The organism is Actinoplanes hulinensis (assembly GCF_019429605.1).
GTDB classification, from domain to species: Bacteria; Actinomycetota; Actinomycetes; order Mycobacteriales; family Micromonosporaceae; genus Actinoplanes; species Actinoplanes campanulatus.
In genome coordinates this window covers 302,089-323,143 of sequence record NZ_JAHXZI010000011.1, presented here as the reverse complement: position 1 = coordinate 323,143, position 21,055 = coordinate 302,089, and the positions used below count along the sequence as shown (strand labels likewise).

At 72.1% G+C, this 21,055-nt stretch carries 18 protein-coding genes and 2 pseudogenes; 10 read left to right on the top strand and 10 right to left on the bottom strand.

What is annotated here, in order from left to right:
* Positions 1–50 precede the first annotated feature (50 nt).
* The 4 genes from KZ829_RS22550 (at position 51) to KZ829_RS44620 (ending at position 5,043) form a co-directional block, all read left to right on the top strand.
* Positions 51–1,169, top strand: coding sequence for an acyl-CoA dehydrogenase family protein (locus tag KZ829_RS22550; RefSeq protein ID WP_220145906.1), 1,119 nt, complete (start codon positions 51–53; stop codon positions 1,167–1,169).
* The gene (locus KZ829_RS22545; RefSeq protein ID WP_220145905.1) at positions 1,166–2,176 is read left to right on the top strand and encodes an acyl-CoA dehydrogenase family protein; all 1,011 of its coding nucleotides are present in this window, start codon (positions 1,166–1,168) and stop codon (positions 2,174–2,176) included. The genes KZ829_RS22550 and KZ829_RS22545 overlap by 4 nt, the downstream gene beginning before the upstream one ends.
* Positions 2,173–3,135 carry an acyl-CoA dehydrogenase family protein gene (locus KZ829_RS22540; protein ID WP_220145904.1) on the top strand — a complete coding sequence of 321 codons (963 nt, stop codon included), beginning with the start codon at positions 2,173–2,175 and terminating at the stop codon, positions 3,133–3,135. Before KZ829_RS22545 ends, KZ829_RS22540 begins: the two co-directional genes overlap by 4 nt.
* Positions 3,136–3,210: 75 nt before the next feature.
* Positions 3,211–5,043, top strand: coding sequence for a serine/threonine-protein kinase (locus KZ829_RS44620; protein WP_308285618.1), 1,833 nt, complete (start codon positions 3,211–3,213; stop codon positions 5,041–5,043).
* 3 nt (positions 5,044–5,046) lie between these two features.
* On the opposite strand, the gene KZ829_RS22530 is transcribed toward KZ829_RS44620, so the two are convergent.
* From KZ829_RS22530 to hsaA, 5 genes are all read right to left on the bottom strand, one after another.
* Positions 5,047–5,628, bottom strand: a complete 582-nt coding sequence (locus tag KZ829_RS22530) for a Uma2 family endonuclease (protein ID WP_220145903.1) — start codon at positions 5,626–5,628, stop codon at positions 5,047–5,049.
* Between the two features lie 146 nt (positions 5,629–5,774).
* Entirely contained in the window at positions 5,775–6,329 is a 555-nt protein-coding gene (hsaB, locus tag KZ829_RS22525) for a 3-hydroxy-9,10-secoandrosta-1,3,5(10)-triene-9,17-dione monooxygenase reductase subunit (protein WP_220145934.1), read from the bottom strand.
* A gap of 5 nt (positions 6,330–6,334) precedes the next feature.
* Positions 6,335–7,240, bottom strand: coding sequence for an iron-dependent extradiol dioxygenase HsaC (hsaC, locus tag KZ829_RS22520; protein ID WP_220145902.1), 906 nt, complete (start codon positions 7,238–7,240; stop codon positions 6,335–6,337).
* Between the two features lie 149 nt (positions 7,241–7,389).
* On the bottom strand, positions 7,390–8,187 hold the full coding sequence (hsaD, locus tag KZ829_RS22515) for a 4,5:9,10-diseco-3-hydroxy-5,9,17-trioxoandrosta-1(10),2-diene-4-oate hydrolase (protein WP_220145901.1): 798 nt from the start codon (positions 8,185–8,187) through the stop codon (positions 7,390–7,392).
* Between the two features lie 4 nt (positions 8,188–8,191).
* Positions 8,192–9,358, bottom strand: coding sequence for a 3-hydroxy-9,10-secoandrosta-1,3,5(10)-triene-9,17-dione monooxygenase oxygenase subunit (gene hsaA / locus KZ829_RS22510; protein ID WP_220145900.1), 1,167 nt, complete (start codon positions 9,356–9,358; stop codon positions 8,192–8,194).
* Between the two features lie 82 nt (positions 9,359–9,440).
* Between hsaA and KZ829_RS22505 the strand changes: the two genes are divergently transcribed.
* From KZ829_RS22505 to KZ829_RS22495, 3 genes are read left to right on the top strand one after another with little or no spacing between them, the layout of a single operon-like run.
* The gene (locus tag KZ829_RS22505; RefSeq protein ID WP_220145899.1) at positions 9,441–10,565 is read left to right on the top strand and encodes a 3-ketosteroid-9-alpha-monooxygenase, oxygenase component; all 1,125 of its coding nucleotides are present in this window, start codon (positions 9,441–9,443) and stop codon (positions 10,563–10,565) included.
* Positions 10,566–10,605: 40 nt separating this feature from the next.
* The gene (locus tag KZ829_RS22500) at positions 10,606–10,848 is read left to right on the top strand and encodes a hypothetical protein (protein WP_220145898.1); all 243 of its coding nucleotides are present in this window, start codon (positions 10,606–10,608) and stop codon (positions 10,846–10,848) included.
* Positions 10,848–11,801, top strand: a complete 954-nt coding sequence (locus KZ829_RS22495) for a ferredoxin--NADP reductase (protein WP_220145897.1) — start codon at positions 10,848–10,850, stop codon at positions 11,799–11,801. The genes KZ829_RS22500 and KZ829_RS22495 overlap by 1 nt, the downstream gene beginning before the upstream one ends.
* 195 nt (positions 11,802–11,996) lie before the next feature.
* Here KZ829_RS22495 and dmpG read toward each other — a convergent pair whose 3' ends face one another.
* The 5 genes and pseudogenes from dmpG to KZ829_RS44610 all read right to left on the bottom strand — a co-directional run.
* Positions 11,997–13,010, bottom strand: a complete 1,014-nt coding sequence (gene dmpG, locus KZ829_RS22490; RefSeq protein WP_308285617.1) for a 4-hydroxy-2-oxovalerate aldolase — start codon at positions 13,008–13,010, stop codon at positions 11,997–11,999.
* Entirely contained in the window at positions 12,979–13,857 is an 879-nt protein-coding gene (locus KZ829_RS22485) for an acetaldehyde dehydrogenase (acetylating) (protein WP_220145896.1), read from the bottom strand. Before KZ829_RS22485 ends, dmpG begins: the two co-directional genes overlap by 32 nt.
* A complete protein-coding gene (locus KZ829_RS43220; RefSeq protein WP_220145895.1) occupies positions 13,854–14,786 on the bottom strand; it encodes a 2-keto-4-pentenoate hydratase in 933 nt (310 codons plus the stop codon). The genes KZ829_RS22485 and KZ829_RS43220 overlap by 4 nt, the downstream gene beginning before the upstream one ends.
* Positions 14,787–14,967: 181 nt before the next feature.
* Positions 14,968–16,146 (bottom strand): annotated as a pseudogene (locus tag KZ829_RS44615) (FAD-binding protein); the annotation flags it as partial.
* Between the two features lie 171 nt (positions 16,147–16,317).
* Positions 16,318–16,881, bottom strand: a pseudogene (locus KZ829_RS44610) (FAD-dependent oxidoreductase); the annotation flags it as partial.
* Positions 16,882–16,918: 37 nt separating this feature from the next.
* On the opposite strand from KZ829_RS44610, the gene KZ829_RS22470 reads away from it, so the two are divergent.
* The 3 genes from KZ829_RS22470 (at position 16,919) to KZ829_RS22460 (ending at position 20,915) form a co-directional block, all read left to right on the top strand.
* Complete coding sequence (locus KZ829_RS22470) at positions 16,919–18,496, top strand: FAD-dependent oxidoreductase (RefSeq protein ID WP_308285616.1); 1,578 nt, start codon at positions 16,919–16,921, stop codon at positions 18,494–18,496.
* 152 nt (positions 18,497–18,648) lie between these two features.
* Positions 18,649–19,890 (top strand): GlnX family signal transduction membrane protein, encoded by a 1,242-nt coding sequence (locus tag KZ829_RS22465; protein WP_220145893.1) that lies wholly within the window; start codon positions 18,649–18,651, stop codon positions 19,888–19,890.
* 50 nt (positions 19,891–19,940) lie between these two features.
* On the top strand, positions 19,941–20,915 hold the full coding sequence (locus tag KZ829_RS22460; protein ID WP_220145892.1) for a glutamate ABC transporter substrate-binding protein: 975 nt from the start codon (positions 19,941–19,943) through the stop codon (positions 20,913–20,915).
* Positions 20,916–21,055 lie beyond the last annotated feature (140 nt).

Sequence of the window (21,055 nt, the reverse complement as noted above, 5' to 3'; positions counted from 1 at the left end):
CCCGCGACACCTCACCGTCCACCCGGCGCCGACACGGGTGGGGTGGCGGAGTGAATCTCGACCTCGACGAGGCGGCGGTCCGTTTCCGGGGCGAGGTGCGGGACTGGCTGGCGGCCAACGTCCCGGCCGGCCCCCTGCCGGGAGTCGACACCGCTGACGGGGATCTCGCGCACCGGTCCTGGGAGCGGCGGCTCGCGGCCGCCGGGCTGGCGGCGGTGGGATGGCCGGTCGAATACGGCGGGCGGGCGGCGCCACCCCTGCACACGCTGCTGTTCGACGAGGAGTACCACGCCGCCGGAGCACCGGTGCGCATCGGGCAGAACGGCCTGTTCCTGCTGGCTCCGACGCTGCTTTCGCACGGCACGGCCGAACAGTGCGCCCGGATCCTCCCGCCGATGGCCCGCGCCGAGCAGGTGTGGGCGCAGGCATGGTCAGAACCGGACGCGGGCAGCGATCTGGCGTCCCTCCGTTCCCGGGCCCGGCGGATCGACGGCGGCTGGTCGCTGTCCGGCCAGAAGACGTGGAGCTCCCGGGCGGTGGTGGCGGACCGGGCGTTCGGGCTGTTCCGGTCGGCACCGGAGGAGCGGCGGCATCGGGGCCTGACGTATCTGATGTTCGACCTGCGGGCGCCGGGTGTGACGGTCCGGCCGGTCCGGCAGCTCGACGGCGCGGCCGGGTTCGCCGAGATCTTCCTGGACGACGTCTTCGTGCCGGACGCCGACGTGATCGGCGAACCGGGCGACGGCTGGCGGGTCGCGATGAGCACCGCCGCCCACGAGCGTGGCCTCTCCCTGCGCGGACCGGGCCGGTTCACCGCCGCCGCCGACCGCCTGGTCCGGCTCTGGCTTCAGCCCCGGCCGGCCGGGCAGGATCGGCACGGGGATCGGGTGGCGGGCGCGTGGATCAGAGCACGCGCGTACCGGATGGCGGCGTATGCCTCGCTCGAGCGGCCGGTGCCGCCGAGCGCGACCAAACTCTTCTGGTCCGAACTGGATGTCCTCCTTCACGAGACCGCGCTGGACATGCTCGGCCCGCTCGCCGAGACGGATCCGGAATGGACCGGTGGCTACCTGTTCTCGCTGGCCGGGCCGATCTACGCGGGCACGAACGAGATCCAGCGGGACGCCCTCGCCCAGCGGGTCCTGGGACTCCCCCGGGAACCGCGATGAGACTGGCGCCCTCGACGGAACAGCTCGCGTTCGCCGCGGCCCTGCACGGCCTGCTGGCGGCCGCCGACCTGCCGAAGGTGTCGACGGCATGGGCGGACGGCGACCCGGGAGCGGGGCGGGCGCTGTGGTCGGCGCTGGCCGGGGCCGGGGTGACCGGGCTCCTCGTACCGGAACGCTTCGGCGGACAGGACGCCGGCCCGGACGATCTGGTCGTCGCTTGCGAGGAACTGGGCCACCACGCCGTCCCCGGCCCGCTCGCCGAGTCGATCGCCGCCGTCCCGGCCCTGCTGACCGCCGCGGCGACCCGGCCCGGCCCGCGGGAATGGCTCGCCGCACTGGCCCAGGGCAGGCTGATGGCCTCGCTGGTGGCTCCGCCGTGGCTGCCGTTCGCGGCCGACGGGGACGGCGCGGATCTGATCCTGGTGGCCGACGGCGCCGAGATCCGGCAGGGCCACGCCCGATCGGTGCTCCCCTCGCTGAATCCCGCCCGGCGGCTGTCCGAAGTGACGCCCGGCGAGCTGATCGCTTCCGGGCAGGACTCGCGCCGGGCGATGGAACTCGGCGCCCTGGCCTGCTCGGCGCAGCTGCTCGGCGCGGCTCGGGCGCTGCTGGAGAGTTCGGTCGACTACGCGAAACAGCGGACGCAGTTCGGCCGGCCGATCGGCTCGTTCCAGGCGGTGCGCCATCAACTGGCCGACGTCGCGGTGGCGATCGAATTCGCACAACCCCTCCTGTACGCCGCCGCGGTCGCCCTGAGATCCGGGCCCGGCCCTCTGGACGTGTCGGCGGCGAAGGTGGCCTGCGGGGAGGCCGCACGGCTGGCCGCCCGAGTGGCGCTACAGGTCCACGGGGCGGTCGGGTACACGCGGGAACACGGGCTCTGGCGCTGGCTCGGCCTGGTACGGGTGCTGGATCTCGCCTGGGGCACGCCGTCCTGGCACCGGGCCCGGATCCTCACCGGTCTGGCGGGCGACGGCACATCCGTACCGGAAGGAGGGTTTGAATGATCGAGGAGCGTGCGGCTCTGCGCGCGGCGGTGCGGGACCTGGCCGGTGGCCATGCGGCGCGGGACGGGTTCGACGCGGGGTTGTGGGGGCGGCTCTGCAAGGAGATCGGCGTGGCGGGGCTGACGGTTCCGGAGCGGTACGGCGGTTCCGGCGCCACCCTGACCGAGGCGGCCGTGGTGCTGGAGGAGCTGGGGCGGCAGCTGACTCCCGGTCCGATGCTGGGGTGCGGGGTGCTGGCCACGCATCTGCTGCTGCGGTCCGGTGACGTCCGGCTCCTTCCCGGGATCTGCGCCGGGGAACGGATCGTGGCGGTGGCCTGGGAGGGGTCCGGGACCGCCGCGGACGGGCTGATCAGCGGCTCGTTCTCCGACGTCCTGGACCTGGCGATCGCGGACACGATGCTGGTGGCGTTGCCGGCCGGGCTGTACGAGGTCGATCCCAGGAGCGCCGAACCGCTGACGGTGGACACGTTCGATCCGACGCGGCCGTTGAGCGCGATCCGGCTCGACCGGGTGCCCGGGCGGCGTCTCGGGGAGGCGGCGCCGATCCGGGATCTGGCCATGGTGGCGCTGGCCGCCGAGCAGACCGGCACGGCGGAACGGGCACTCGAGCTGACGGTCGAGTACGTGCGGGTGCGGCATCAGTTCGGGCGGCCGATCGGGTCGTTCCAGGTGCTGCAGCACCGGCTGGCCGAGGCGTACATCCGGGTGCAGGCGGCCCGGTCGGCGGTGAACGCGGCGCTCACGGCCGGTGGCGCCGAGGCCACGATCGCGAAGATCCACTGCTCGGAGACGCTGCGGGCGGTGGCCGCCGAGATGGTGCAGATGCACGGCGGCCTGGCGATCACCTGGGAACACGGCGCGCACCTCTACCTGCGGCGGGCCTGGGCGTCGGCCCGGCTGTTCGGGCAGCCGTCCGAACACGTCACCCGGCTGGCTCCGTCCCTGTTGGACGGTTGACCCGATCCGGCCCGAGGATCGGGACAGGTGAATCGGCGGACGGTGCGGCGGGCGCGCGGCGACTAGCATGATCCGGTGCTTTCACCGGGTGTCGTGCTCAATGGCCGCTACCAGCTGACCCAGCGCATCGCCGCGGGCGGCATGGGTGAGGTGTGGCGCGGCAACGACCTGCTGCTGCACCGGGAGATCGCGGTCAAGGTGCTGCTCCCGGCGCTGATGTCCGACGCGGACTTCATCACCCGGTTCCGGTCCGAGGCGCGGATGATGGCGGCGCTGCGGCATCCGGGGATCGTGCAGGTCTACGACTACGGCGAGAACGCGGCGGTCGGCGCGCACCGGCTCGACTACCTGGTGATGGAGTACATCGACGGCACCCCGCTGTCGAAGCGGATCCAGCAGGCGGGACGGCTCGGTCCGGCCGAGACGATGACGATCGTGGCGCAGGTCGCCGAGGCGCTCCAGACCGCGCACGAGGCCGGCATCATCCACCGCGACGTCAAGCCGAGCAATCTGCTGGTACGTCCCGCCGGCGCGATCGTGCTGGTCGACTTCGGGGTCGCCCGGTCGGCCGGGATCACCGGCATCACCAGCACGAACGTGGTCCTCGGCAGCGCGCACTACATGGCGCCGGAGCAGGCGGAGGGCCGTCCGGTGACGGCCGCCACCGACATGTACGCGCTCGGCGCGGTGGCATTCTGCTGCCTCACCGGCCGCCCGCCCTACGTCGGTGACAACCCGCTCGCCGTCCTGGCCCAACTGGTGCACGGCAATCCGCCGGTCCTGCCGCCGGATGTGCCGCCCGCCACGGCGTCGGTGGTGATGCGCGCGCTCGCGCGCGATCCGGCTCAGCGTTTCCCTCATGCCGCCGGTCTGGCCGCGGCCGCGCGGGCCGCCTCAAACCGTTCGGGGTACGCGGTGAGCGCCCCGATTCCCCCGAACCCGGCCCCACCGAACCGGTTCCCGGCAGGCCCCACCGCGCCACCGTCCGGCGCCGCACCCGCCCCGTCGTCCGGCGCCGCTGCCGCCCGTTCGTCCGGCGCCGCTGCCGCCCCATCCTCTGGCGCCGCCCCGATCCCGCCGGGCGGGGCTCCTGGGATGCCGCCGGGCGGCGCACCGGAGCGGCCGGGCGGTTCGGCCGTGTCCGGGGCGGTCTCGCTCGGTTCGCTGCGGCACGAGACCGGGACGAACGCGGGCGCGACCGGGGCACATCCCGGCAGGAGCCGCCGGCTGACGGTGGCGCTGGCCGCTGTGGCGGTCGGTCTCATGCTGGCGGGTGGCGGCATCGCGCTGGGCAACCAGTGGCGGTCCGACCCCGAGGAGACCAGCGAGTTCGTCAGCGGCGGCCGGCCACCGGCCGGTGGCGGGGAGAGCCTCCGCGCCCGTGACCAGGTGACCGACAAGCCGATCGAGCAGCGCAAGCCCACGGCGAACGGCGACGAGCCGGCCAAGCCCACCGCGCCGGTGAACGAGTCGTCGCCGGCCGTCTCGGCCCCGGCCGGCGAACCGACCGCCACGACGAGCACCGATCCGGCCGTGTCCACTTCACCGACGCCGACCACGACGACCGAGACGAACCCGCACAAGCCGGCGGACATCTGCGGCAGCGGCTACTCGGTGATCGACAAGCAGCCGCTGACCACGGCCGCCGGTGTCAAACGGGGTGTCGTCTACCTGCTCTACGCCGCGGGCGGCTCGAACTGTGTGGTCACCGTCAAGAGCAACACCCTCGACCAGAAGACGGCGATGTCCGCCTCCCTGGAGGTGAAGGGCGGCGCCCAGCAGGCCGACAAGGGCTCGTTCCAGTATTACGCCGGCCCGGTACGCGCCGCGGCCGACGGGATCTGCGTCAAGTGGGGCGGCACCATCGGCGGTCTGACCTACCAGAGCCCCTTCGAGCACTGCGGCTGACCGTCACATCCGGTCGATCTCGGTGAGGTCGATGTCGATCGGGAACGGGACCTTGAGGTCCACGCGACCGTGGAAGATCCCGGTCGGCACGTACTGACGCGTTGCCGGCTCGATCTCGAAGGCGTAGACGACCGGGCTTCCGTCGTTCTCCTCGACCCGCCAGAAATGCGGGATCCCGGCGCCGGCGTAGAGCAGCGGCTTGCGCACACGGTCGCGCTCCTGCGACTCAGGTGAGACGACCTCCACGGCGAGCACGACCGCCTCCGCCGGATACCAGCTCGCGTCATCGTCGATCTCCGCGGCCGCATGCACCACGATGAGGTCCGGCTCCGGCCGCTGCCGGGGGCCCAGCACCACGGACATCTCCCGGCTCACATGAAACGAGTCCCGGGGTGCCGACCGGGCGAGCGCGTTCTCCAGCAGGCGCAGCATCTTCATGTGGAAGCGCTTCTGCGGACTCACGACGATGATGCTTCCGTCGATGAGCTCCGCGTGCGGCGGTAGATCGGGGATGCGATCCAGGTCATCCGCGGCGTACCCCTCCGCTGGCGGAATGTGCCACTCGGCCGCGGGTTCGGCGCTCATGAAACCTACCCCCTCCAGGGAATGCCGGCTCACCCCGTAGCCTACCCATCCGGCCGAGCGAGCAGACCTCACCGCTGCTCGGCGGCCCTGCTCCAGGCACATCAGCGACCAGGATCCCGGACCGGATTCCACTCGGCCGGGTGATCTCAGATCCAGTCGGTGTGACGGGGCCAGGAGAGCAGGGTGTCGACGACCTCGGGGGGCTCGTAGGGGGAGCTCGGCGCCGTGGAGGTGTAGCGGCCGCGGTAGAAGAGCAGAGGCGGGATGTCGCGGCACGGCCCCAGCGCCGTCACCCGGCCGATGACGATGACGTGGTCGCCGCCCGGGTGGACCGCCTCGACCGCGCAGTCCGCCCAGGTCAGCACGTCGGCGAGGACGGGTGCGCCGGACGGCGCGGGCGCCCAGTCGAGGGCCGCGAACCGGTCGGCGCCCCGGGCGCCGAAGAGCCGGGAGACGTCGCGCTGGTCGGAGGCGAGCACGTTGACGCCGAAGACCCCGGCCGCCCGGATCCGCCGCCAGGTCTCCGACTCGTTCCGCGCGCAGAACAGCACGAGCGGCGGGTCCAGCGACAGCGGCGCGAAGGACTGGCAGGCGAATCCGGCGGGACCGTCGGCGTCGGCCGTGGTGATGACCGTGACCCCGGTCCCGAAGTGCCCGAACACCCGCCGGAACCGCGCGGGCTCCAGGCCCGCCGCCGTCACCTCGGTCAATGACCACCCCCGCCGGAGAAGCGGTGGCCCCACACGCTGTGCGCGGTGGTCTGCCGGGCGACCCAGGTGCTGTCGTCGACGGTGAGCCCGCCGTACCCGTACTCGATGTCGAAGCCGCTGGGCGTACGCACGTAGAAGGAGACCATCTCGTCGTTGGCGTGCCGGCCGAGTGTGGAGATCATCGGAGCTTTGTGACGGCCGCACCGGTCGATGGCGCGGCCCACGTCATCCAACGACGACGTCTCGATCATCAGGTGGATCAGCCCGGTCGGCGCCGGGATGGGCGCGAGCGCGACGCTGTGGTGCCGGGGCCCGCAGCCGAGGAACCTCATCCACAGTGGCCGGTCGGCGGGCGGCAGGCCGAGATGCTCGGGGACGAGCCGCATCGAGTCGCGCAGCCGGAAGCCCAGCACCTCGGTGTAGAACCGCAGCGAGGCGGCGTCGTCGCGGGCCGGCAGGACGGCGTGTCCCATGCCCTGGCCGCCGGTGACGAACCGGGTGCCGGTGGCGCTCAGGAAGGGCCGGGTGTCGAGGGCCGCGCCGCAGAAGAACTCGAGGCGGTTGCCGGCCGGGTCGTCGACGCTGATCAGGTGGGAGACGCGGCGGTCGGCGAGTTCGTCGGCGCCGGCCGGTTTGACCGCGTACCCCGCCTCCTCGAGCACCGCGGCGAGCCGGGTCATGGCGGCCGGGTCGGTGAGTTCCCAGCCGGAGGCGGCCAGCCGGTCCTTCTCGCCGGGCACCACCACGATGCGGGCCGGCAGGTCGTCCATGCGCAGGTAGACGGCCTGCTGGTCGGGGCCGCGGCCCTCGGCCATGCCGAGGACCTTGACGCCGAATTCGCGCCAGGCGGGCGGATCGGTGGACTCGACGCGCAGGTAGCCGAGGGAGCGGATGAGGCTCATCGCGCTACCTCCGCTGCGCTCCGGCATCGCAATGAGTACATGACGGAGCTGAATGATTCGCTCGCAGGCTCGCTCATGGAGCAATCCCCTCTCGAAGAAGGCGTGAACCGAAAGTCGGGGTGGGCGCGACAGGGAGAGCGAAGGGGCGTTCAGGAGGTGAGGAAGTCGATGGTCAGGCGGTTGAACTCGTCGAATTTCTCCAGGTGGGCCCAGTGGCCACAGCCGCCGAAGACGTGCAGGCGGGCGTTGCGCAGCAGTTTGAGGGCGACCAGCGCGCCGTCGAGCGGGTTGACCCGGTCCTCCCGGCCCCAGACGAGCAGGGTCTCGTGCCGCAGGCGGTGGGCGTCGCGCCAGAGCATCCCTTCCTCGTATGTTCGCGGGTCGGTGAAGGAGGCGCCCATCTCGCGCATGGCCCGCATGGCGGCCGGGTCGATCGCGGCCTGGAAACGTTCCTCGATCAGTTCCCCGGTGATCAGGGAGGGGTCGAAGACGAGGGTCCGCAGGAAGGCCGCCAGTCTCTCCCGGCTGGGGTCACGGCCGAAGGCCCCTAGTCGTTTGACCCCTTCGGTCGGGTCGGCGGCGAGGACGTTGAGGGAGAGGCCACCGGGTCCCATGAGGAGCAGCCTGCGGGCCCGTGCCGGGTGCTGGAGGGCGAAGCGCACGGCGGTTCCACCGCCGAGCGAGTTGCCGATCAGGTCGACCCGTTCGATGCCGAGTTTGTCCAGCAGCGCGGTCAGCTCACCGGCGGCGTGGGTGAAGTACTGCCCCACGATCGGGTCGCCGAGCGAGCCACCGTACCCGGGCTGGTCGACCGCGATGACGTCGAAGTGCGGGGCGAGCGCGGGGATCGTACGCCCGAAGTTGCTCTTGGCGGACGCACCCGGACCGCCGCCGTGAAGAAGGACCACCGGGGAGCCCGCGCCGTCGCGGTGAAAGGCCAGTGTCATGGGATCACACCATCGCGTCGTTGAGCGGGAGCCCGAACTCGCCGCGGCCGAACATGGACAGTGCCCGTTCCGGGTCGTTGATCGCGTGGACCCGGCCGGAGTGGGCGTCGCGCCAGAACCGCTGGATCGGGGTGCCGATCGCGAGGGCCCGGCCCCCGGAGTTCTCGAAGAGGCGGTCGACGGCGCGGATGGACAGCTCGGTCCCGCGGACCTGGTCGCGGCGGATCCGCAGGCGCAACGGCATCGGCAGCTTCGCGCCCGCGGTGGCCAGGTCCATCAGCTCGCGCATGTTGGCCTGGAGCGCGAACCAGGCGGAGTCGATGTCGCCGGCCGCCTCGGCGACGCGCACCTGCGAGTGCGGGTCCTCGGCGGCTTTCACGCCCACGTAGGACGCACGGACCCGGCCACGGGTGTGGTCGACGTGGGCCCGGTAGGCGCCGGTGGCCATGCCGATGATCGGCGTGGTGATCGCGTAGGAGAAGATCGAGGCGTAGGGGATCCGGTAGAGCGGCCCCGGATTCTGCTCCTGCCCGGGGCAGACACAGCGGGCGGTGTCGTTGAAGCTCAGCGTCCGGTGTTCCGGGACGAAGGCGTCGGAGACGACGATGTCGTTGGAGCCGGTGCCGCGCAGCCCGACGGTGTGCCAGACGTCCTCGATGGTGTAGTCGGCGGCGGGCAGCAGGAAGGTGCGGAAGTCGGCGGGTGTCCCGTCCTCGCCGGGCGGAACGATGCCGCCGAGCAGCACCCAGGTGGCGTGGTCGCAGCCGGAGGAGAAACTCCAGCGGCCGTTGACCCGGAAGCCGCCGTCGACCCGGGTGATCCTGCCGGTCGGCGCGTAGGACGAGGACATGCGGGTGCCGGTGTCGGCTCCCCACACGTCCTGCTGCGCCCGGTCGGGGAAGAGGGCGAGCTGCCAGTTGTGCACGCCGATGACCGAGGCGACCCAGCCGGTGGAGCCGCAGGCTGAGGCGATCTCCCGGACCCCGGTGAGGAAGTCGAGTGGGTGCGCCTCGTAGCCGCCGAACCGGGCGGGTTGCAGCAGGCGGAAGAAGCCGGTCTCGGCGAGCGCTTTGACGGTCTCCGGGTCGAGGGCCCGGCGATCCTCGGTCTCCTGTGCGTGCTCCCGCAGAACCGGTAACAGTTCCCGAACTCCGGCGAGGACCGCTTCCATGAGATCCCTCCAGGCTGGTTGGCCGTGTGTCGAGCGACCCCTATACTAGAACACGTTCTAGCTAGCGGACCAGGAGCGGCGCATGAGCATCAGCCAGCAACCGCGCACCATCGACGCCGGGAAGCCGCCGGCGAGGTTCGCCCGGGGGTGGCACTGCCTGGGGCTGGCCGACACGTTCCGCGACGGGCGGCCGCACGCGATCGAGGCGTTCGGCACGAAACTCGTGGTCTTCGCGGACTCCGGCGGGGCGATCAAGGTGCTCGACGGCTACTGCCGGCACATGGGCGGCGACCTCACCATGGGCACGATCAAGGGCGACACCATCGCCTGCCCCTTCCACGACTGGCGCTGGGGTGGGGACGGTCGCTGTGTCGAGGTGCCGTACGCACACCGCATCCCGATGCGCGCCCGCACCCGCTCCTGGACGACCTGCGAGCAGAACCGTCAACTGTTCGTCTGGAACGATCCGCAGGGCAAGCCGCCGCCACCCGAGGTGGCCATCCCCCGCATCGAGGGCGCCTTCTCCGACGAGTGGAGCGACTGGACGTGGGACTCGGTCCGGATCGACGGCGCCAACTGCCGGGAGATCATCGACAACGTGGTCGACATGGCCCACTTCTTCTACATCCACTTCGCCTTCCCGACGTTCTTCAAGAACGTGATGGAGGGGCATGTGGCGGCGCAGTTCCTGCACACCCGGCCACGTCCGGACGTCCCGAGCACGGCCAGCCAGTCCGGCGAGTCGACGCTGCGGAGCGAGGCGGCGTACTACGGGCCGTCCTACATGATCGACTACCTGCACAACGACTGGAACGGCATCGGCATCGAGTCGGTGCTGATCAACTGCCACTATCCGGTGTCGCCCGACTCGTTCGTTCTCCAGTGGGGCCTGATCATGAAGCGCCTGCCCGGCCTCACCACCGAGCAGGCGGCGAAGGCGGCGGCCAGGTTCGCCAAGAGCATCGGCGTCGGGTTCCTCCAGGACGTGGAGATCTGGCAGAACAAGAGCCGCATCGACAACCCGTTGCTCTGCGCCGAGGACGGTCCGGTCTACCAGCTGCGCAGGTGGTACGAGCAGTTCTACGTCGACGTGGAGGACGTCACCGACGACATGGTGGCGCGCTACGAGTTCGAGGTCGACACCACCCGGGCGGTGCAGACCTGGGAGGCCGAGGTCGCCGCCAACCAGGCCCGGGCGGCGACATGACCGAGCCGGCGAACGAGTCAGGCACAGCGGAGGCGGCGACGTGAACGAGCGCCGCGACTATCTGGAAGGTGGCCTCGTCGACATCGGCTGTGACGGCTGCGGGATCCCGGTCCGGGCCGGCAAGCGCAGCGCCATGCAGACCAGCGTGCAGTGGCGGGGCCGGGCCTGTGAACTGATCGCCGCGGAGGCGGGCGGCCGGCCGACCGCACTGGTCCCGACCTGCCCGAAACTGCGGGAGAGCATCGACCGCGCGATTCGTGAGGGCCGTCTGGAGGTGAGTTGATGCCGACGTTCCGACCGATTCGGATCATGGACGTGATCCCGGAGACCTCGGATGCCAGCTCCCTGGTGCTCGACGCCGGCTTCGACTACCGCCCCGGCCAGTACCTCACGGTCCGGACACCGGCCGGGGCGCGCTGCTACTCGCTGTCCAGCGCACCGGGAGTCGACGCCGCGCCGAAAGTGACGGTCAAGCGGGTGCCCGGCGGCCAGGTGTCGAACTGGATCTGCGACCACGTCTGCGCCGGGGACACCCTGGACATGTCGGGCCCGGCCGGCACGTTCACCCCGGACTCCCCCGACGACGACCTGCTCCTGCTCGCCGGCGGCTCCGGCATCACCCCGATCATGGGGATCATCAAGTCGATGCGCGGCGGCGCCCGGTCGCTGATCTACGCGAACCGGGACGCTGATTCCATCATCTTCCGGGACGAGCTGGACAGGCTGCTCCCGGTCACGCACTGGCTCGACAGCGAACGCGGCGTGCCGACGGCCGACGCTCTGCGGGAACTGCTCACGGCGTACCCCGATCGATTGGCCTTCGTCTGCGGCCCGGAAGCGTTCGTCGCGGTCGCCGAGAAGGCGTTGCAGCTGGCCGGCGTCCCCGCGTCGCGGATCCGGGTGGAGCGCTTCGAGCTCGAATCAGCCGGCTCACGCTCCATGGTCGATCCGGCCGGCTCGCGGGCCGCGGTCGCCGAGGTGGAACTCGACGGGCAGACCCACGTGCTGCCCTGGGCACCCGGCAAACGCCTGCTCGACGTGATCATCGACGCCGGGCTGAACCCGCCCTACTCCTGCCGGCAGGGCCAGTGCGGCGCGTGCGCCTGCCGCCTGCTCAGCGGCGAGGTCACCCTGGTCAACAACGAGATCCTCGAGGAGGAGGACTTCGCCGAGGGCTACATCCTGGCCTGCCAGGCGGTCCCGCTGACCGATTCGGTCACCGTCACCTACCAATAGATCCGGTACGGGGGATCGCGCGCCGCCGGGGTTGGCCGGATGTCCGGCCTCGACAGCCCAGTCGATCCAGCTGGCCCCCAGAGCTGTCTCGACCCAGTTCGAACAGCCCCCCAGAACCAGCCGGGAAGATCCAGCTGGCCCCCAGGGTGTCCCAAGCCCGGTGAGACGGCACTGAGGGCCGGCCGGGGAGATCGTTCAGCGGGCGGCCAGTTCGCGGGCGATCGTGATCAGCTGGTCCTCCTGGCCGCCGACCAGGCGGCGCTCGCCGGCCCGGACCAGGATCTCGGCGCCGGAGACGCCGTAGCGCTCGGCCAGCGCGTAGGCGTGCGTCAGGAAGCTGGAGTAGACCCCGGCGTACCCCATGATCAGGGCCATCCGGTCGAGCTTGCACTCGCCGGGCATGGCCGGGCGGACCACGTCCTCGGCCGCGTCGACGATCTTGAAGAAGTCCACACCGGTACGGATGCCCAGCTTGTCGCAGACTCCCACGAACGCCTCCACCGGGGTGTTCCCGGCGCCCGCCCCGAACCGGCGGGTGCTGCCGTCGATCTGCTTCGCGCCGGCCCGGTAGGCGAGGATCGAGTTGGCCACGCCGAGCCCCAGGTTCTCGTGGCCGTGGAAACCCACCTGCGCGTCGCCGCCCAGTTCGGCGACCAGCGCCGCCACCCGGTCGCCGACCTGGTCCATGACCAGCGCGCCGGCCGAGTCGACCACGTAGACGCACTGACATCCGGCGTCCGCCATGATCCGGGCCTGTTTCGCGAGCGCCTCCGGCGGCCGGGAGTGGGCCATCATCAGGAAGCCGACGGTCTCCAGCCCCAGGTCGCGGGCGATGCCGAAATGCTGGATCGCGATGTCGGCCTCGGTGCAGTGGGTGGCGATCCGGCAGACGCTCGCACCGTTTCCGGCCGCCGCGCGGATGTCGTCGAGGACGCCGACGCCGGGCAGCATCAGGAAGGCGATCTTCGCGCGGGTGGCCGTCCGCACCGCGGCCGTGATCAGCTCCTGTTCCGGGGTACGGCTGAACCCGTACGTGAACGTCGATCCGCCGAGTCCGTCACCGTGGGTCACCTCGATCACCGGGACTCCGGCGTCGTCCAGGGCCCGGACGATCGCGGTGACCTCGTCCACGGTGAACCGGTGCCGTTTCGCGTGCGACCCGTCCCGCAACGACGAGTCAGTGATCCGGAGATCCAGCAAGTTCCTCACCCACCCTGGTCGCCGCCGCCGTCATGATGTCCAGGTTCCCCGCATATTTCGGTAGATAGTCTCCGGCGCCCTCGATCTCGACGAAGATCCCGACCCGAAGCCGATCGCCCACCGGGTCGTACTGGGGCTCGTCGAGCAGCCGATACCCCGGCACATATGCCGAGATCTCGGAGACACGGTCGACGATGGACCTGGTGACGGCAGCCTGATCCGCGTCCGGGGACACCGCGCAGAAGACGGTGTCCCGCATGATCAACGGCGGCTCGGCCGGATTGAGCACGATGATCGCCTTACCGCGGTCCGCTCCCCCGATGGTCTCCAGCCCACGGCTCGTCGTCCGGGTGAACTCGTCGATGTTCGCCCTGGTCCCCGGCCCGGCCGAGCGGGACGCCACGCTCGCCACGATCTCCGCGTAGCTGACCGGCGTCACCCGCGACACGGCGTGCACGATGGGGATCGTCGCCTGCCCGCCACAGGTGATCAGGTTGACGTTGACCGCGTCCCGGTGTTCTGTGAGGTTGACCTCCGGCACCACGGCCGGTCCCACGGCGGCCGGAGTCAGGTCGACCGCCCGGATTCCGGCCTCCGCGTAGCGTGGCGCGCCGGCCCGGTGCACGGCCGCCGACGTGGCCTCGAACACCAGGTCCGGCCGCGGCTCCTGACTCAGCAGCCAATCCGCGCCGCCGGTCCCGGTGACCAGCCCGTGCGACGCGGCCAGCCGCAGCCCCGGGCTCTCCGGGTCGATCCCGGCCATCCACCGTGGCTCGATCACCGGCGATCGGAGCAGCTTGTACAGCAGATCGGTGCCGATGTTCCCCGACCCCACGATCGCCGCGGTAACCGTCACGGCAAGCCCTCCTTCTCGCTGTTCCCGCCCGTCGCGCCGCTCTCGCCGGTCGGGCCACGCTCGCCGGTCGGGCCACGCTCGCCGGTCGGGCCGCTCTGGCCCGTCGCGCCACGCCCGCTTCCGGGCCCGGCCCGCCCGCCGGGGCCGCCGGCGAAGGTCAGCCGCACCTCGCCGAGCCCGCTGAACTCGGCCCGGAACTCGTCGCCCGGCCGCGCATCGACGGCCCGCGCACACGCGCCCGGCAGGATCAGATGGCCGGCCCGCAGCCGTACCCCGAATCCCGCCACCGTCCGCGCCAGCCAGGCGACCGCTGTCACCGGATTGCCGAGCACCGCGTCGGACCGGCCCGCTGCCACCACGTCCGCTCCCCGGCGCAACACCGCGGCGATACCGCGAGGATCAAGATCATTCGGGGGTACGCGCGACGCGCCCACCACGAATCCCGCCGACGACGCGTTGTCGGCGATCGTGTCCGCGAGCCTGATCCGCCAGTCCACGATCCGGCTGTCGATCAGCTCGATCGACGGGGCGAACGCCTCGGTCGCCGCGAGCACGTCCGCCTCGGTGCAGTCCTCGCCCGGCAGATCGTCCCCGAGCAGGAACGCCACCTCGATCTCGACCCGCGGATAGCAGTACCGCCCCGCGTCGGCGGGTTCGTCCTCGGACAGCCGCATGTCCGCGAGCAGATGCCCGTAGTCGGGTTCGTCGACGCCCATCATCTCCTGCATGGCCTTGGACGAGAGCCCCACCTTGTGCCCCACGACCGCGGCCGTCCTGCGCCGGATGTTGTGCAGCTGGATCTCGTAGGCGTCCGCCGCACTCAACCACGGCCGTTCCAGCGTGAGCGGCGGAACCGGCGCCCGGTCCCGCTCGGCGTCCCGTAGCCGGTCCGCGATCCCCCGCAGCTCAGTGACGGCGAGCACGCTCATCCCCCGGTCCTCCCCCACTGCCCCGAGACGCCGGCCGGGTGGGATCACTCGAGTCGGCGGTGGTGTGCGTTTCCGGTTCCGGCGCGGGCTCCGGAATCTCCTGCCGATCTTGGGCGATCGACCACCGCCCGCGGTGAACAGGCACCCAAGATCGCCGGGGAGTCCGCGTCAGCGGCGACGCGGCGGCGTCGCGACCGGCTCGGCGACCGGAGAAGACACAGTCGGCCAGCGACAGTCCGCTGACGTAGGAGCCGGAGCAGATGCCGACCGCGGTGCGCCCGGCCGCGTAGACTCCCGGGATCTCGGTCGAGTCCGGTCGCAGCACCCGGCCGGTCTCCTCGTCGACGGTGAGGCCGCCGAGCGTCAGCATCGGCGCGGGAGACGCCCGGAGCGATACGTCCAGCAGCGAGAACGGTGGCCGGATCAGTGGCCGCACCATGGCCGGCGGCTTCCCGAACTCGTCGCACTCGACCGCGCCGCTCACCGCGGCGTCGCCGTCGCGCGTTCCGGGAATCGGCGAATCGGCCTCGGAGCCGGTCGCCGCGGCAGCCACATCCCCCGGCTCCGAACCGGACGCCGCAACAACCACATCCCCCGCCTCCGAACCGGACGCTATGGCGACCACGTCCGCGGACGCGGTGGGGCTCGGCGGTCCGATCCGGAGGGCGGCCGTGTTGTTGGCGGTGACGGTCGCTGCCAGGGTGGACGGGTCGATGCCCGCCCGGTTGGCCAACCGGTCGAGGGTGGAGCCGCGGAGGCGCTTGACGGTCAGCAGCCACCACGTGGGGAGGCGCTGGAACCACAGGGTCTGCGAACGCAACTGGCGGCGCGCCTCGGCGAGCACGGTCGCATCGATGAGCAGCCAGGCACGGCCGCCGGGGCGGTGCCGGATGGCGTCGCCGAGCGCGGCTCCGTACCGGGACTCATCGCAGAAACGGTGACCGTCCCGGTCGACCAGGACCCCGCCGAGCAGCGCCGAAGGCGGGGTCAGGAAACGCCATAGGCTGACCCGGCCGAGCTGCCGGGCCCCCGCCCCGGCCTCCGTCCCGAGCCGGATGCCGGAACCGTCGTCACCGGGCGTGCCCAGGCGCAACCCGCGGTAGTCGGGGGCGTGCTCGCGCATCATGTCCCGGTTGAAGACGAATCCGCCCGCCGCAAGCACCACCGCGCCCGCGTGGATGCGCAGTGCGCGGCCGTGGCGGTTCTCGATCCGGGCGGCCAGCCGGTGCATCGCGCGGCCGAATCCGGGCAGGTAGAGCCCGGGTTTCACCGACCAGCGGTGCAGTCGCCGGTGCGCGAACCGCGCCCAGGCGGGCGCATCCCGCAAGGTCCGGCACTCCACGCCCACTACCCGCCTTTCCGCGTGATCGGCCCTGGCGGTCGCGCTCTGCGGATCCGGTGAGAACTCGGCCGTCGAGGACGGGTCGGTTGCGGAAGTTTCGAACAGCGGCAAACCAGACGAAACCGATCCCGAGGGCGGCAGCCCAGACGGAGACGACGACCCTGACGGGGGCGCCACGGAGGGAGGCGACACGGAGGGAGGCTCGAGGATCAGGGAGATGGCCTGGGTCTGCGGGAGGAAGCGGACGCCGAGGGTGCGGGCCGCCGTGGCCAGCCGGTTGTGGAGGGTGCCGCCCGACGTGCCGGGGGCGTGGACGCGGTGGCCGCGCGGCGCCGGGTCGGGGTGGGCGTGTTCGCTGCCGGACTGGTACAGGTAGTGGCGGTTCGTCGGGTAGGACGTCTTGTATGGGCACAACCGCGCGTCGAACGGAACCCCGTGGCCCTCCAGCCAGGCGAGCATGTCGGCGGACTCGTCGCAGAACCGGCGCAGGGTGGCCGGTGACACCGCGTCGCCGGCCTCGTGGCGCAAATAGGCGTACATCGCCGACGGGGTGTCGGTGACGCCCGCCGCACGCTGCTGGCGGGTCCCGCCGCCCGCGTAGACGACGCCGCCGGAGATCGCGGTGGCGCCGCCGCCGGTGAACCGGTCGATGACCAGCACGTCGGCGCCCGCCTCGGCGGCCTCGATGGCGGCGCACGCCCCGGCCGCGCCGAAGCCCACCACCACGACCGTGGCCGATTCGTCCACATGCACCTCCCCGGATCCAGCCGGATAACTATAACCTGTTCTAGTGAAGACCGAGGAGGAGTACGACGTCGTCGTGGTCGGCAGCGGCGCGGCCGGGATGACCGCCGCCCTCGCCGCGGCCCACCACGGGCTCAGCGCAGTGGTGATCGAGCGGGAGAAGGTTTACGGCGGCTCCACCGCCCGCTCCGGCGGTGGATTGTGGCTGCCCGGCCCGGAAGCGTCCACCTACCTGAAACACGTTGCAGGTGATGAGGTGGCACCGGCCCGGCGGGACGCGCTGCTGGCGTACGGCCCCGAGGTTCTGGCGTTCGTCGAGAAGCACACGCCGCTGGAGTTCGTCCGGGTTCCGGGCTATCCGGACTACCACCCGGAGGCGCCCGGCGGGCTGGCCGAGGGGCGGACCGTCGAGCCGCGACCGCTGGACGTACGCCGGATCGGTGCGGACCTGGAGACGCTCGCCCCGCCGTACCGGGCCGCCCCGAACGGGATGGCGGTGACCGCGGTCGACTACCGCTGGCTGTCGCTGGGGATGCGCCACCCGCGGTCGGCGCTGACCGCGGTGCGGTTGGCGGTGAGCCGGTTCCGTGGCCACCGGCTCACCATGGGCCAGGCGCTGGCCGCCGGGTTGCGGGCCGGGCTGCGCCGGGCCGGGGTGCCGGTGCTCATGGACACCCCGATGACCGGCCTGGACGTCGAAGAGGGCCGGGTCGTGGCGGTCCGGTCCGGCGCGCGGACATGGCGGGCCCGCCGCGGGGTGATCCTGGCCAGCGGCGGCTTCGAGCGCAACGAGCGGATGCGCCGCGAGCATCAGGACCTGGGTACGGAGTGGACGGTCGGCGCGCCCGGCAACACCGGCGACGGCATCGTGATGGGCGATGAGCTGGGCGCCGCCCTGGATCTGATGGACGAGGCGTGGTGGGGACCGTCGCTGCCGCTCACCGGTGGCCCCTACTTCTGCCTGGCCGAGCGGAACCTGCCGGGCAGCCTCATGGTGGACGGCTCCGGTCGCCGGTTCGTGAACGAGTCCGCCCCGTACGTCGACGTCGTGCACGTCATGCTGGGCCGCCGCACCGGGACACCACACCTGCCGTCCTGGCTGATCACCGACCGCACCTACCGGGACCGGTACCTGTTCGCCGGCCGGGCGCCGCGCACCCCGCTGCCGCGCCGGTGGTTCGACGCGGGTGTGGCGCACCGGGCGGACACCGTGGAGGGGCTGGCGGCGAGCATCGGGGTGCCGGCGGAGGAGCTGCGCCGTACGGTCGGGAGGTTCAACGGCTTCGCCGCGAGTGGCCGGGACGACGACTTCGGGCGGGGTGATTCGGCGTACGACCGCTACTACGGCGACCCGCGGCAGCGGCCGAACCCGTGCCTGGGCCCGCTGCTGAAGCCGCCGTTCCACGCGTTCGCCCTGGTCCCCGGTGACCTGGGAACGAAGGGTGGGCTGCGCACCGACGAGCGGGCCCGGGTGCTGCGCCCGGACGGCACCCACGTTCCGGGCCTGTACGCGGCCGGCAACACGTCCGCCTCGGTGATGGGCCGCGGGTACGCCGGCGCGGGCGCCACCCTGGGCCCGGCGATGACGTTCGGCTATCTGGCGGCCCTCGACCTGACCGGGTGAATCCTGGACGGCGGCACGTACCTTGGCGGTGTCGCCGTTCCAAGTGGATCGAAGGGGTGAGCGTGCCGGCCCAACTCGCGCCTGCCGAGGTCAGAACCACCGAGACACCACCGCCCACGAGCGCGGGTCCGCTGGCCCGGGTTCGCGGGCGGATGAACACCCCGAGGCTCTACTGGCTGGTCGCGGCCGGTCTGGTGGTGCTGGGCCTGCTGGCCGGCACGGCGACGGTCGCCGCCGTCCGGGAGCGGTCCGCCCTGATCGAGGACGTGGCCTCGGCGAGCGGCCCGGTGAGCGTGGACGCGCAGACCCTCTACCGGGCGCTGGCGGACGCCGACGCGACGGCCGCGACCGCCTTCCTGGCCGGTGGCGCCGAGCCGGCCGGGCTGCGGCAGCGCTATCTGGACGACCTGGCCAAGGCGACCGCGGCGCTGACCGTGGCGCTGCGGGACGCCGGTGACGACGACGCGGCCCGGCTGCGGGTGGTCGCCGATCAGCTGCCGGTCTACACCGGGCTGGTGGAGACGGCCCGGTCGTACCAGCGGTTGGGGGTGCCGCTCGGTGGGGCGTACCTGCGGGAGGCGTCGGCGCTGATGCAGCAGACGCTGCTGCCGGCGTCGGCCCAGGTGTTCGACAGCACGCAACGGCGGGTGGCGGCCGAGCAGCGGGACGCGTCCGGCTTCCCGTGGCTGGTGGCGCTGCTCGCGCTGGTCACGGCCGGTGCGCTGGGGGCCGCGCAGGTGCTGGTGGCCCGCCGCAGCCGGCGCGTCCTCAATCCGGGGCTGGTCGTGGCGAGCCTGGTGCTGGTGCTGGCCCTGCTCTGGTCGGCGGCCGCGCTGACGGTGTCGGCGAACCGGCTGGAGGCCGGGCAGCGGGACGGCACCGACCTGGTGTCGACGCTCGCCAACGCCGGGCGGGCCAGCCTCCAGGCGCGGGCCAACGAGTCGCTGACGCTTGTCGCGCGGGGCGGTGGCGCCGACTTCGAGAAGACGTTCGGCAGGCAGATCGCGGAGCTGACCGGCACGAACGGGTGGCTCGCGAGCGCGCTGGCGCAGGCCCCGGAGAGCGACCGGAAGCTCATCCAGCAGGCCCGGGACGAGGCGGCCCGCTGGCAGGAGCTGCACGGACAGGTTCGTGAACTGGACGACGGCGGCGACTGGGAGAAGGCCGTCGAGCTGGCCACCGCCGACGGCACCGACGACCTCTCGTCGGTGTTCGGCCGGCTGGACGCCGCGATCATCGGCGCGCTCGACACCGCGAACGAGCGGGTGGACCGGCAGGCGGACGCGGCGGCCGGTGCGCTGCGCGGCCTGGCCGCCGGCCTGCTGCTGCTGACCCTCGGGCTGGTGGCCGGGGTCGTGCTGGGTTTCCGGCCACGAATCGGGGAGTACCGGTGAAGGCCACGGATCGGGGAGTACCGGTGAAGGCCACGGATCGGGGAGTACCGGTGAGAACTACGAAGGTCGTCGCCTCGCTGCTGCTGATCACCCTCGCCGCCGGGTGCGGCGGGGCCGGCGAAACGGTCCGCCCGGTGGCCGCCGACGCGACCGCGGTGGTGCCGCGCCCGGTGAACGTGCAGGACCCGGCCGAGGTGCCGTCGGCCGCGGCGGCTCCGGACTGCAACCCCCGGGCCAGCCTGCGCCCGCAGGGGACGCTGCCGAAAGCGGGCGCCATGCCGGCCCGCAGCACGATGGCGACGATCGCCGCGAACGGCCGCCTGGTGGTCGGCATCGACCAGAACGCGTACCTGTTCGGCTTCCGCGACCCGGAGAGCGGTGAGCTGGTCGGCTTCGAGATCGACATGGCCCGGGAGATGGCCCGGGCGATCCTCGGCGATCCGAACCGGGTGCAGTTCCGGGCCATCACCACGGCCGACCGCATCCCGGTGCTGGAGAACAAGCAGGTCGACATGGTGATCCGGACCATGACGATGACCTGCGAGCGCTGGCAGAAGGTGTCGTTCTCGACGGAGTACATCGCCTCCCGGCAGCGGCTGCTGGTGCGCAAGGGCGAAGGCATCGAGGACTTCGCCGACCTGGCGAACAGGAAGGTTTGCGCCACCCGGGGCAGCACCAGCATCCGGACCATCGCGGCGCAGCCGTCCAGGCCGATCGCGGTGAGCACCGACAGCACCCTGGACTGTCTGGTGCTGCTCCAGCAGCATCAGGTGGACGCCGTCTCGACCATCGACATCCTCCTGGCCGGCCTGGCCGCGCAGGATCCCACCACCGAGGTGATCGGGGCGCCCGTGTCCGACGAGCCGGCCGGCATCGGCATCCCGAAGGAGAACGAGGACATGGTCCGGTTCGTCAACGGGGTGCTGGAGAAGATGCGCGCCGACGGCACGTGGACGCGCATCTATGGCAAGTGGCTGGCCCCGCGGCTCGGTCCGGCCAGTCCTCCGTCGGCGGTCTACCGCTGACCGGGCGTTCGGCCGACGGCGCGGGTGGCCCGGCTGGACTACCCTGGCGCAGCCGGTCGATGACCGGGCTGAACTGGGAGGATGGCCGGTGCTGACGGCGACCGTGGTGTTTCTGGTGATCGGCGGCGTCGCCGTGGCGG